Annotated in this window: 10 protein-coding genes and 1 other annotated feature; of the genes, 3 read left to right on the forward strand and 7 right to left on the reverse strand. The window is 37.2% G+C overall.

Features of this window, described 5'->3' with window-relative positions:
* Nucleotides 1-118: 118 nt before the first annotated feature.
* The 5 genes from ileS to ACQKOF_RS02075 all read right to left on the reverse strand — a co-directional run bounded on the left by ileS (nt 119) and on the right by ACQKOF_RS02075 (nt 6,638).
* Nucleotides 119-3,208: an isoleucine--tRNA ligase gene (ileS, locus tag ACQKOF_RS02055; RefSeq protein ID WP_427553196.1), complete on the reverse strand. Its 3,090-nt coding sequence runs from the start codon at nt 3,206-3,208 to the stop codon at nt 119-121.
* 59 nt (nt 3,209-3,267) lie between these two features.
* Nucleotides 3,268-3,507, reverse strand: a binding site (T-box leader).
* 81 nt (nt 3,508-3,588) lie between these two features.
* Nucleotides 3,589-4,434 carry a DUF2785 domain-containing protein gene (locus tag ACQKOF_RS02060; protein WP_427553198.1) on the reverse strand — a complete coding sequence of 282 codons (846 nt, stop codon included), beginning with the start codon at nt 4,432-4,434 and terminating at the stop codon, nt 3,589-3,591.
* Between the two features lie 160 nt (nt 4,435-4,594).
* On the reverse strand, nt 4,595-5,539 hold the full coding sequence (locus ACQKOF_RS02065; protein ID WP_427553200.1) for a DUF3221 domain-containing protein: 945 nt from the start codon (nt 5,537-5,539) through the stop codon (nt 4,595-4,597).
* Nucleotides 5,532-6,050 (reverse strand): sigma-70 family RNA polymerase sigma factor, encoded by a 519-nt coding sequence (locus ACQKOF_RS02070; RefSeq protein ID WP_427553202.1) that lies wholly within the window; start codon nt 6,048-6,050, stop codon nt 5,532-5,534. Before ACQKOF_RS02070 ends, ACQKOF_RS02065 begins: the two co-directional genes overlap by 8 nt.
* Nucleotides 6,051-6,200: 150 nt before the next feature.
* Nucleotides 6,201-6,638, reverse strand: a complete 438-nt coding sequence (locus ACQKOF_RS02075) for an Lrp/AsnC family transcriptional regulator (RefSeq protein ID WP_427553204.1) — start codon at nt 6,636-6,638, stop codon at nt 6,201-6,203.
* A gap of 141 nt (nt 6,639-6,779) precedes the next feature.
* Between ACQKOF_RS02075 and ACQKOF_RS02080 the strand changes: the two genes are divergently transcribed.
* Nucleotides 6,780-7,364: a DJ-1/PfpI family protein gene (locus ACQKOF_RS02080; protein WP_427553207.1), complete on the forward strand. Its 585-nt coding sequence runs from the start codon at nt 6,780-6,782 to the stop codon at nt 7,362-7,364.
* 42 nt (nt 7,365-7,406) lie between these two features.
* Here ACQKOF_RS02080 and ACQKOF_RS02085 read toward each other — a convergent pair whose 3' ends face one another.
* On the reverse strand, nt 7,407-8,258 hold the full coding sequence (locus ACQKOF_RS02085; protein ID WP_427553209.1) for a LysR family transcriptional regulator: 852 nt from the start codon (nt 8,256-8,258) through the stop codon (nt 7,407-7,409).
* A gap of 168 nt (nt 8,259-8,426) precedes the next feature.
* Here ACQKOF_RS02085 and ACQKOF_RS02090 point away from each other — a divergent pair, with 168 nt between their 5' ends.
* Both ACQKOF_RS02090 and ACQKOF_RS02095 read left to right on the forward strand, forming a co-directional pair.
* Nucleotides 8,427-9,572, forward strand: a complete 1,146-nt coding sequence (locus tag ACQKOF_RS02090) for an MFS transporter (protein ID WP_427553211.1) — start codon at nt 8,427-8,429, stop codon at nt 9,570-9,572.
* Between the two features lie 514 nt (nt 9,573-10,086).
* Nucleotides 10,087-10,392: a hypothetical protein gene (locus ACQKOF_RS02095; RefSeq protein ID WP_427553213.1), complete on the forward strand. Its 306-nt coding sequence runs from the start codon at nt 10,087-10,089 to the stop codon at nt 10,390-10,392.
* Between the two features lie 239 nt (nt 10,393-10,631).
* Here the strand turns inward: ACQKOF_RS02095 and acnA are convergent, their stop codons facing one another.
* Nucleotides 10,632-13,337, reverse strand: coding sequence for an aconitate hydratase AcnA (gene acnA, locus ACQKOF_RS02100; protein ID WP_427553215.1), 2,706 nt, complete (start codon nt 13,335-13,337; stop codon nt 10,632-10,634).
* Nucleotides 13,338-13,436: the final 99 nt, after the last annotated feature.

Here is a 13,436-nt window from a genome sequence, read left to right on the forward strand (position 1 = left end):
TAAAAATACTGGTACCTGAGCGTTTCTTTTGGTTACCCCTAAGCAGTTACCGGGATTTACTTGATCACTTCTTCTGTTGACCAGAGTAGTTCCTGGGTTTACCTGAGCAATAAAGATTTTACATCTTAAAATAAACAGAAACTTTTTCATCAAACACTTCTGTCTCTATATATCGTTCACCATGATTGTCACTCACATAATGAATATCATTTAACAACACATTTGCCTTTAATAACGATTCATGCTGCTGGATGATAGTTATTGCTTTGGTACTTCCTTCAATTGAAATTGACACATATTGCTCAACAGGGAGTTTCCATTGTTTGCGTGTATCTTGAATTGTGCGAATTAGTTCTCTAATTTGCCCTTCCTCAAGTAAGCTAGCTGTCAGATGAACATTGATAAGGACCCGGCACGAAGCATCTTCTGCTAAGATGTACTGGTCCTTTACGATGGATTCTGTTAACACGTGCGCTTTTAACAATGATAACTGTTCCCCATCAATCGTTAACGCAACTGAACCTGTTCGCTGTAATATAATTTTCTCCTCGTCATTTAAATTTACTACGTAATCTTTTACTTTGTTGACTTTTGCTCCAAATACTGCACCAGCCGTTTTAAAATTAAGCTTATAATGAACGGTTTCATATGCTGAAAAATCATTTGTCCAAATGCATTCTTTCATATTTAGTTCATCTTTCACGAGCTCGCTATATGGTTGATAATCTGTTATCTCACCGTCAACAGAGACAATCATTTCACTTAACGGCTGCTTTACCTTGATTCCTTGACTATTACGGATGCTGCGGCCAAGCTCTACGACTGTTAAAATATTCGCCATTTCTTTTTCAAGCTTTGGATTCAATAGTTGTTCATTGTATGTTGGGTAGTTTTGTAAATGAACACTTTTTCCTGATAATTGTCGATATAAATCCTCCGCAATAAATGGTGTGAATGGTGCTAGTAATTGACAAATTGTCGTTAGCAGCTCATACAGTGTACTATAGGCACCCCGTTTATCCTCTGTCAGCCCATTTGCCCAAAATCTTGCTCGTGAGCGACGGATATACCAGTTACTTAGCTCTTCTACAAGCTTACCAATTTCACGTGTTGCTTGTGTAAATTGATAGTCGTCCATAGATTTTGTCACAAGCTGGATCGTATGATGTAATCGAGATAATATCCAATGATCTAGTTTTGTACGCGTGCCAGTCTTTTCTGCATCGTATTGGAAACCATCTATTTCTGCATATAGCTGATAAAATTTAAATGTATTATCGAGTGTATCGACTAGCTTTGATTTCGCATCCATCACAATCTTCTCAGAAAAGCGTTTAGGATTCCAAGGAGAACTGTCCACTAAGAACGCCCATCGTAAAGCATCCGCTCCATACTGTTCTATCAGTTCAACTGGTTCTAATGCATTTCCTTTGCTTTTCGACATTTTCTGCCCATGCTCATCTAAAACATGCCCTAAAGAAAGGACATTTTTATAAGGTGCCTTTCCTGTAAATAAAGCCGAAACCGCTAATAAACTATAGAAAAAGCCTCGTGTTTGGTCGATGCCTTCGATGACAACATCAGCAGGGAATTGATTGTTAAAAGTCGTAAGGTCTCCAAAAGGATAATGATGCTGCGCAAATGGCATAGATCCACTATCAAACCATACATCAATCACTTCAGGTGTACGTTCCATGTCACCACTACACTTTGGACAAGTACACACAACCTCGTCAATATACGGCTTATGAAGTTCGATGTCATGTAAAGTGCCCTTCGCTAATTCTTTTAAAGATGCAATACAATTTGGCGCCTCTTCATGACCACAATCCTGACAAACCCACACATTTAGCGGTGTACCCCAATAGCGATTACGGCTAATATTCCAGTCCACTAGATTTTCCAAAAAATTACCAAATCTACCGTGTTTAATGTGATCAGGATACCATGTAACTTGTTCATTTTTTTGTAAAAGTTTATCTTTCAATGTAGACATGTTGATAAACCAGCTGTCAGTTGCGTAATAAAGCAACGGTGAATCACAGCGCCAGCAATGAGGATAACTATGTTCATACTTTTCCTTATCAAACAATAGCTCATCTTTTGAGAGCATTTTAATAATGTCGACATCGCAATCTTTCACAAATTTACCGACAAGCTCTGGAACTTCTTCTGTATAACAGCCTTTCAAATCAACAACATTGACAAACGATAGCCCATTTTGCTGAACCGTTTTATAATCGTCCTCCCCATATGCAGGAGCGATATGGACGATACCAGTTCCACTATGCTCTGTGACATAATCGGCCAGCACAACGACATGACCTTTATTAACGGTTACGTATGAAAAAGGTGGAATGTACGATACACCTTCAAATTCATGACCATTATGCTCACTCAATATTTCAACGGGTTCAGTAAAAACCTTTTCCACTAATGATTTTGCCAAGATATATACTTTATCGTGCTGCTTCACTCGAACATACACGAGCTTAGGATTCATTGCCAAGGCAACATTGGCAGGTAATGTCCATGGAGTCGTTGTCCAGCCAAGAAAATATTCATCTTTATCCTTTAGCTTAAACATAGCCGTGACAGATAAATCCTTTACATCCTTATAGCCCTGTGCAACTTCATGAGAGCTTAATGATGTTTGACAGCTAGGGCAATATGGTGAAACACGGTGCCCCTTATATAAAAGCTTTTCCTTGTGCACATGACTTAAAATATTCCAAACGGACTCAATATAATCATTACTTAGCGTTAAATACGGGTCATCCATGTCAATCCAATAGCCTAGCTGCTCTGTAAAGGAGCGCCACTTCTTCTCATAGGTAAATACACTTCCCTTACACTCTTGAATAAATTGTTCAACACCATATTTCTCAATTTCTTGCTTGCCAGAGATGCCTAGCTTTTTTTCTACGCCCAACTCTACAGGCAAACCATGTGTATCCCAACCAGCTTTACGTTCAACCAAATAACCTTGCATCGTTTTATAACGAGCCACGACATCTTTAATCGTTCTGCCAAATGCGTGACCTACGTGTGGTAAACCATTCGCTGTTGGCGGTCCTTCGTAAAATACAAAAGGCTGCTGCCCAACACGATTTGTCACAGATGTTGCAAACGTGCCTTCTTGCTCCCACAATGCTCGAATCCGTATTTCTCGTTCAACCGTTGTTTCCTTCTTCTGTTCTGCTTGCATATTAGTTCCTCCTATACAATTAATTTTGTATAAAAGGCATACAAAAAACCCCGTCCCAAGTAAGGGACGGGGTTAACCGCGAATACCACCCTAATTCTATTGAATCAACGTTCAATAGCACTTAGCAACGTACAATCATACGTGTTCTTTTTAACGGTAGACACCCGGATTAGCTTACTATGTTCAGCCAATCTTCTCAGAGAGGATCTTCATGTAACACCTGCACACCGACTTCCACCAATATGTCGGCTCTCTGTAGAACAAAATGAAACACTACTTTTTCTCATCAACGAATTTGTATGCTTTTATTGTCACTCATCTTAACAAACTAATTTTTGTCTGTCAATAATTTCAAAGCACTAATATTGGTAGTGATTTCCTTATAATTCATTGAGACATGCTTCGATGCTTTTATGAAGAGCTGCGAACTTAGGCTTTCTATTTGTTTTAATATAAAAGCTTTTTACAAAGGTTTTACAGTTAAAAAGTAAAATTCTATGATGCTGAACATCGAGCTGTTCTTTTCTTACGTTTAAAGTAGCAGGTAATTCTTGCAGCAATTTAGTGATCTCTTGCTCCTCTAAACCATGCTCAAGCATTGTGAAAATAGGTACTAAAATCCGTTCATCTTCATTATGTATGAAAGCATAATTTTCTTGCAAAACGGTGTTCCATAATGCGCTTACAATTTCAATATAAGAAGTTTTATTTAATTTTGGATTTTTCACTAATTCATTCATTGCATCAGCCATATGTGCAACACTATGAGCCCAACCTTTCACCGGCACGTAGCCTCTTACATCCGTTTCAGCTGATAAATAAGCTAGTAATTGATCTTTACAATCATTTATTTTGTGCTCAGATAAAAAATCATCTTCATTTTCCCTAAATAAAATAAGTGCGATTAAAAGCGACGTAAATGTACGGGTAAAAACTAAATCTGATTCGCTTTCTGTAATACCCTTACATAATAAATTATTTAAACATTCCTCAAAAAGCTCCGTTAAAAGTGAATGCTCTAGAAAGTTTTTTTCACGGATCAATTCATAAAACGATCCATAAATTAAGTCATCTCTCAGTTCGCTATCTAATGAACCGATATGTAGCATCATTGATTGTATGAGATGAGTTTGGTCCTCTTGCTGCCACATTTTATTTCCACTATTTATGTCTGTTAGTATTTTTTTTAATTCATTTTCCTTAAGTAGGTTTTTATTTAGTATCATATCCAATCTTTCTCCCTTACCTTTTTGTGAATTTGCATAATCATCTTTTACCACGCCCTTGACTATACAAATACTTACAATAATTGTACACTAATCCAAATATAAAAACAGCTAAAAAAAAGCTAGACATTCTTGAAATTTTTGAATGTCTAGCCTTGATTTATTTATACTCTTCTAGTATTTTTACGCTGTCTATATCAGCAAATCTTACTATATTTACATCATGTTGGTTTCTATCCTCGTTATATTTAACTTCTACATAATCACCAAGTGATAATGTTTTGGGAGTATCAATTAATGGGAACCACATACCATTACCATATTTTTTTACGATTTCATCTACAGATAATTCACCAATATTCGATTCATCGACATGAGAAACTACTAAAAATTCATGTTCCTTAATGGCTACGACTACCCCATCTTTTGAACGACTTCCCTTCTCCTTAACTGGAATATCATATTTTTCACGTAGGTATGTTATTTCTTGACTATAATGTTCCTCAAAATAGTTCAAAGCGTCTCTTTCCACTAGGAAAAGTAGCATCATTCTTTCTACGTCTTTGTATCGATTTTTTTCCTGCTCTAGTAATGTACTGATAGTAACAAATTTATAAATCATTGGTTTAGTAAATTGTTCAATATATTCTTCTTTTGTAAGATTCATCTTTTTCAATTGTTCAGCTTTTATACTTGATTCTAGCATGACTTCAAGCTCTTTATCGATGTTTTCTTGAGTAGGCACTACCCCCTTTGATTGTGCGTAAGCATATAAAGATTCCCACTGTAAATAGGATTCAAATCGCTCCTTTCCATCAGCTGTCAATTTCTGACCCTTTGCATTAGGATCTATTTCCAAATAGAAGTATAAATACTTTTCATCAAATAGAGTCGGTATACTTGCTGATTGCTCCTGATTTCCGCTGTATTGAGTATATAGAAAGATGCCAATACAAACTGTGAATATAATAGATAATACACTATATTGCCAACGCCAAGATTTTTTCTTCATCTCACGCTGTTCTAAATGCTGTACAACATTAGTCATAACACGCTTTTTACTTTCGCTTAAATCCTTTAATACCTTTACATCGACTTTACTCATGCAGCAGTACCTCCCATTCAATATGCTGTAGCTTTGGCTTTAATAGCTCTCGTCCACGACGTAGCCTTGTTTTCACCGTACTCTCCGGAATACTTAAAAGCTCGGCAATTTCAATGACAGGCATTTCCTCAAAATAATAATAAATAAGGACCTCACGCTGTTTTAATGGTAGTGCTAAGATGGCGTTTTCAATTAAGGTTTGTTCATCCTGCTGCACTAGCATGTCCCTTTTCGTGACAGCCTGCTTGGCAAAGATCTTCTGTTGAACTTGTATTTTACGGTATGTCCAGCTGCGTAAATAGTCTTTACTTTTGTTAATGACGAGCCTCGATAAATATGCCCGTAACTCTCCTCTTTCTTCATAGTTTTGCTGATTATCGTAAAATTTAATAAATACATCTTGAACGATATCTTCAGCACTTTGTAAATCTTTGACGTAATAAAAGGCAAGTCGGATGAGCCTTTCTGTATGCTGCTGCATTATTTCTTCGAGTTCTTTAATTTCAAGCAACATCTCTCCCCCTCTCTGCCCTATAAACGGTGCTCACGGTATAGAGGTTTGCTTTTTTTGTATTTTTTTAAATAAAGATCTTGATTTTGGTTTAATTGGAATATATTTTATGTTCCTCTCATTATTCGAGCAACTCCGAATTCACTTATTCTAATTTTTATCAGAAAAAGGCGCAATGACCGCTTTTTCATTTGAAGAAAGTACAATATTTGTTGATGGGGTTCCATAAGGCATTGCCTCATCAATAAACTGCTCCAATGTTTGCACTGAATTGGTTGCAATTTTTACAATATAACTTATTTCACCCGCTACACGATAGCATTCAAGGACATCGGGATGTGCGTTACAAAAATCCGATAGACTTTTACAATCAATTGATTTAAATAAAATAATGGCTTGAATGTCGCGATTCAACTTTTTTAAATTTACCTTTGCACTATAAGCTTCAATAATCCCTTGCTCTTCTAATTTTTTAACACGCTCAATTACTGCTGGAGATGATAAATGAACCATCGCCGCTAATTCCTTCATCGACATTTTTGCGTTTCGCTGCAATTGCTGTAAAATTTCAGTATCTATTTGATCCATATGTATCCACCTTTTTTAATAAATTAGATTTAATAAAATTCCTTTTATTATAAAGCAAATCATCTAAATTACATTATACAGATTCTGTCATTGAATAGCCTTATTCATTACAATTAAACATATAAAGGAGGCATTAATAACGTGAAAAAAATATTATTACTATTAGCAAATGGTTTTGAGGCTGTAGAGGCGAGTGTTTTTACAGATGTACTTGGTTGGAATAAATGGGAGGGCGACGGTACAACAGAGGTCGTGACCGTTGGATTGCATCCGCAATTGCAATGTACATGGAATTTTAACGTAGCTCCCGAAAAATTGCTGCATGAAATTTCATTAGAAGATTTTGATGCACTTGCGATTCCTGGAGGCTTTGAGGAAGCTGGATTTTATGATGATGCCTTTAGCGAGGAATTCCAGGCGGTCGTTCGTCATTTCGATGAACACAAAAAACCGATTGCAACGATTTGTGTAGCTTCCCTAATTTTAGGTCAAAGCGGAGTACTACATAATCGCAAAGCTACTACTTATAATCATCCAACTAGTAAACGATTATCACAGTTACAATCCTATGGTGCAAACATCGTCAACGAACGAATTGTTCGAACTGAACATATTATTACATCCTCAAATCCTGGCACTGCATTCGACGTTTCCTTTAGCTTACTAGAAATGCTGACATCTGAGGAAAATACAAAAAAGGTAAAGGATTTAATGGGGTTTAAGTAATTTAATGAAGCTGCCTCAATGCGTTAAGGCAGCTTCATTCCATTAATTTGATAATAAATGATATAACTTCGATCCAAATTCTTTGCTTTTTGCAACCAATGAAATTGTTCTTGTTCTTCCAAAATTATTAATTGGTAAGGCAAAAAGCTGAAGATGACCGATATTTTTAGCCATTAACTCTGGTACAATCGTTATTCCCATACCAGAAGTTACAGCTCCAAAGATAAAATCCCCAAAGCTCACTTCGCTTATGATATTAGGCTTATAGCCAAGCGCTTGTATTTGTTCTATTATCTCCTTCCTTGAATCACAAGGAGCTTGATGAACAATAAGTGGCTCCTCACACAATTCTGCAAGGTCAACTGCTGTTCTTGAATTAAAACGATGATACAACGGAAACACAGCATAGTAAGGCTCCGTAAACAATTCCCAACTCCACAAAGATTCCCCCGCATATTTTGCATCCACAAATACTGCATCAAGTCTACCTTTTTGTAAAGATTGCAACAGTTCATTTGAAGTATTTTGAATCATTAACGTTATAGGTCGATCTAGTAGCTTAAGTTCATTCATTTTGTTTGGCAAATAATAGGTGGCTAAGCTGGGCAGACCACCGATGGCAATTGGATTGCTCTGGTTAAATTGCTGCAATTCTTCACGAATAGCTGTTAATTCAGTCAAAACTGGTGTAATTCGAGTGTAAAAACGTTCGCCAGCTTCTGTTAATTCAATACCAATGGATGCCCTATGAAATAGCTCGATGCCAAGATTATTCTCTAAATTTTTTATATGTTTACTTAGTGCAGGTTGGGAAAGATTCGTGATTTGAGCAGCTTTAGAAAAACTTTTTTGATTGGCAGCAGCAATAAAACTATGTAACCATTCTACATTCATTATATCCCTCCATACCCTATAACGATTTGTTATATCCTTATAAAATAGTGATTGTTCCATATTCTTGGTTTTTTTAGTAACCTATTAAATATACAAGGTGCTTCGATTATAACATAACGTTATAGGTCATCTATACATTGCATCTTTAATTTTATGGAGGTTCAATAAATGAAAAATGTTTTATTATTATCCTTTGGCATGTTTGCCTTGGGCTTTGATGCCTATGTAATCGCAGGGCTTCTCCCAGGAATTAGCGATACGTATCAAAAAAGTACATCACAAGTCGGCCAAGCTGTGAGTATTTTCACTTTATTTTACGCTATCTCAGCGCCATTATTTTCTTCTTTACTTGCAGGAAAACCAATTAAAAAAATCTTAATAGGATCAATGCTTATCTTCACAATAGCGAATAGCATTACAGCTTTAGCGCCGACCTTTTCTATTCTTCTACTATCGAGAGCAATTGCAGGGACCGGAGCTGGTTTATTTTCACCATTAGCAGTATCGGCCTCTTCAAAGTTCGTTTCTAGTGGGAGGAGAGGGCGAGCTCTAGGATTGACTATTGGAGGAATGAGTATGGGAACAGTGCTTGGGGTACCTTTGGGTATTTATATATCCAGCTTATTTGATTGGAAATTAACACTTTGGCTATTAGTTATGATTGGTGTAATTTCTGTATTATGTATGTATATATTTCTTCCCAATTTTCCTACAACACCTCCCCCTGCACTAAACGAACGATTAAAAATGTTCCTAGATAAAAGAGTAACAATAACTGTATGTATAACATTTTTTTCCAGTGTTGCTAGCCTAGGATTATACACATATCTATCTCCCCTATTAGAAGAAATGGCAAGCTCCAGCAATTTAACGATGTATCTTTGGGCATGGGGACTCGGTGGCTTGTTTGGAAGTTTAATGATCGGTTACTTGATCGACTATTTCGGGAAACCAAAAGCTTTAGTTACAATCATTTTAATCACTTTAACTTTATCCATTATCTGTATACCATTAATGCTTAACTTACCGATATTAAAGTACTTACCGTTCTTTGTCTGGGGAGCAATGGGTTGGGCATGTCAAGCACCTCAACAACATATTTTACTATCATATCAGCCGAATAATGGGAGTTCGGTAGTTGCAATAAACAGTTCTGTTAATTATTTAGGCAGTGCAATAGGTGCAAGCTTAGGTGGGATTGTACTGTCCTTGCAGATGGGATCAGTAATATTGATTTATTTTGCGATAATCTCTATGTTATTCGCAATTTGTTTACAGTTCTATAGTTTGAAGAACAAATTTAGCGTTATTTAATAATTGCGATTCTAACTGTTGATTCGATGATCCTATTCGTCATTTTGATGGTTAGAATCGCAATTTTGTGTTTCTATCCTATCATTTAAGGGTGGGGCTTTCAGTCGCTTTAGCGTTTCTTTCCGTCGCTCTGGCGATTCTTTCCGTCACTTCGGCGGGACCTTCCGTCGTTGGAGATTCTTTCCGTCGTTTAGGCAGTTCTTTCCGTCACTTCGATGGTTCCATCCGTCGCTCTGGCGATTCTATCCGTCACTTCAGCCGGGTTATCCATCACTAAGAGTTATATGATGTATTTGTATTACAACCATTGGCAATGGCATTGGAAAAGCTACCACCTGCAAAGTACATACAGCAGCTTTAACAAGTTTCCTAAATATCCTTTGCAAAGGTACATTTTAAAGTTGCCGTTGATTGAAAAACACAATATATTAAATAGAAACTCCTACAATCTGTAACAATTTGTAATTTAGTTCGTCTAATTGGCAATAGAATGAAATTTTTTGGAAGCAGTCTAATGAAAAAAATTTTGTTTCTAATTTTGTTGGTAAGTCTGTTTTTGGTTTCTGCTTGTACAAATGGAAAAACGCAATCATTAGAAGCCTTTTATAAGGATGCAAAAATTGAAAGTATATCTAAAGTGATCATCCAAGATGGTTCAACTGGTGCTTCAAAAACGATAACTAAGCAAAAACAAATCAATGAATTCGTTTCTCTGATTAAAGATATAAAGTTTACTCCGCAAGACAATCAAGAAAACGTGTTGGATGGAGATATGATATTACTCTTTTTGATAGTAAAAGAGAATTTAAATTCACACTAAGTGAAATTGACAACATCTACTGTGATTCAAACCCAGATATTTATCCTATTGTAGAGAACTATTACAAACAGTTGGAAATTGTAGAAGAGTAAAGATTTTAAAACTAAAGACCTCTTTATATTGAAGTCTTTTTTATGCATTTGGTGGGGCTATCCATCACATTGACGGTTCGGAGCTTCTATCCATCATTTTACAGAAAAAAACCGATCTCCTAAGAGATCGGTTTTTTATTTAAATGATTACTGAGCAGCTTTCGCGCGAAGAACCATTTGTAGGATACCACCGTGACGGTAGTAGTCTACTTCTACTTCTGAGTCGAAACGAGCTAAAGCTTGGAAAGTTTTAACTGAACCGTCTTCAGATTTAGCAGTAACTGTTAAGATTTCACGTGGTTTTACGTTATCAGTAATGTTAACAGAGATTTCTTCTTTACCAGTTAAGCCTAAAGTATCAGCAGATTCACCTGGCATGAATTGAAGTGGAAGAACACCCATCATTACTAAGTTAGAACGGTGGATACGCTCGTAAGATTGTGCGATAACTGTTTTGATACCAAGTAAGTTTGTACCTTTAGCAGCCCAGTCGCGAGAAGAACCCATACCGTAGTCGTTACCAGCAAGTACTACTAAGCCAGTACCTTGCTCTTGGTATTTCATACATGCGTCATAGATGTACTCTACTTCACCAGTTGGCCAGTAAGTAGTGAAACCACCTTCTGTACCAGGAGCAACTTGGTTACGGATACGGATGTTTGCAAATGTACCACGCATCATAACTTCGTGGTTACCACGACGAGAACCGTATGAGTTGAAGTCACGGATTGCAACACCGTTTTCGATTAAATATTTACCTGCAGGTGTATCTTTACCGATTGCACCAGCTGGAGAAATATGGTCAGTTGTAATTGAGTCACCGAACTTCGCCATAACGCGTAAGCCTTCTAAGCCTTTAATAGCTTCTGGCTCTTTCGCAAGACCTTGGAAGAATGGTGGGTTTTGGATGTAAGTTGATTTGTCATCAAATGTGTATAGAGACTCAGTTGATGTTTCAATTGCATTCCATTTTTCGTTCGCTGTGAATACAGTTTCGTATTCTTTTTGGAATAATTCACGGTTAACTACAGTGCCTAATACAGCGTTAACTTCTTCAGTTGAAGGCCAGATATCAGCGAAGAATACTTCGTTGCCATCTTTATCTTTACCGAATGAATCTTTTTGTAGGTCGATATCCACAGTACCAGCAAGTGCATAAGCAACAACAAGTGGTGGAGAAGCTAAGTAGTTAGCTTTTACAAGTGGGTGTACGCGACCTTCGAAGTTACGGTTACCAGAAAGAACTGATGTTACGAATAAGTCGTTATCTTTGATAGCGTCTTCGATTTCAGGAAGTAATGGACCTGAGTTACCGATACATGTTGTACAGCCGTAACCTACAGTGTTGAAACCAATTTCGTCAAGGTAAGTTTGTAAACCTGAATCTTCAAGGTAACCAGTTACTACTTTAGAACCTGGTGCTAAAGAAGTTTTTACCCATTTAGGCACAGTTAGACCTTTTTCTACAGCTTTTTTCGCCACTAAGCCCGCAGCAATTAATACGTATGGGTTAGATGTATTTGTACAAGAAGTGATCGCAGCGATTGCTACAGCACCTGTTGGGATTTCAACATCACCTTCAGCAAATTTAGCTACAGAAGTTTTTGCGAATTCATCTTCAGTTAAACCGAAACCTTGTGTACCTTGTGGTGCCACTACTGCTTCTTTGTAACGAGTACGCATTTGAGATAGTGGAATTAAGTCTTGTGGACGTTTTGGACCAGAAAGGTTTGGTTCGATTTCATCTAAGTTTACTTCTAATACGTCAGTGTAAACTGGCTCTAATGTTGGATCGAAGAACATGTGGTTAGCTTTTAAGTAAGATTCTACAACCGCGATGTGCTCTTCGTCACGACCAGTTAAACGCATGTAGTTTAATGATTCTTCGTCAATTGCGAAGTAACCACATGTAGCACCATATTCAGGAGCCATGTTAGAGATTGTCGCACGGTCAGCTAGTGGTAATTTAGTTACGCCAGGTCCGAAGAACTCAACGAATTTACCAACTACGCCACGTTGACGTAATACTTGTGTTACTTTTAATGCTAAGTCAGTAGCAGTAGTTCCGTTTGGAAGATCGCCAACTAATTTAACACCGATAACTTCTGGAATTGGGAAGTATGAAGGTTGACCAAGCATACCTGCTTCAGCTTCGATACCACCAACGCCCCATCCAAGAACGCCGATACCGTTGATCATTGTTGTATGTGAGTCAGTACCTACTACTGAATCTGGGAAAGTTTCGAATGTACCGTCAGCATTTTCGTTTACGTGTACAACTGGAGCTAAATACTCTAAGTTTACTTGGTGAACGATACCAGTTGCTGGTGGTACAGCACGGAAGTTATTGTAAGCAGTTTGAGCCCATTTTAAGAAGTTATAACGCTCAGCGTTACGTTCGAATTCAAGGTCCATGTTTGCTTGTAATGCAGATGCATTACCGTATTTGTCTACTTGTACTGAGTGGTCAATTACAAGGTCAACTGGAATAGCAGGGTTGATTTTGCTTGGGTCGCCGCCCATTTCTTTCATAGCAGAACGTAGAGAAGCAAGGTCAACTACTACTGGTACACCAGTAAAGTCTTGTAATACTACGCGAGAAGGTTTGAATGGTACTTCAGCTTCTGGATCTGCACCGTTACCCCATTTTGCTAATTCGTTTACGTGCTCTTCTTTGATAACATATGCATCATATTGACGTAAAACTGATTCTAATAATACTTTGATTGAGTAAGGAAGGTTTGAAACTTTTGCAACGCCAGCTTTTTCAATCGCAGCTAAGTCATAGTAATTATAAGTTTTACCATTAACTTCGAATGATGCGCGGCTGTTGTGTAAATTACCTTGTGCCATTTGCGGATCCCCCTAAATATCTTTTTGAAAAGGCCTATATAAATTTTTAAAGCATCTTTTCTCCAATACCCATGATAGCGCATTTATATTCATAAGTAA

The organism is Lysinibacillus sp. NPDC093190 (assembly GCF_050280425.1).
Lineage (GTDB): Bacteria > Bacillota > Bacilli > Bacillales_A > Planococcaceae > Lysinibacillus.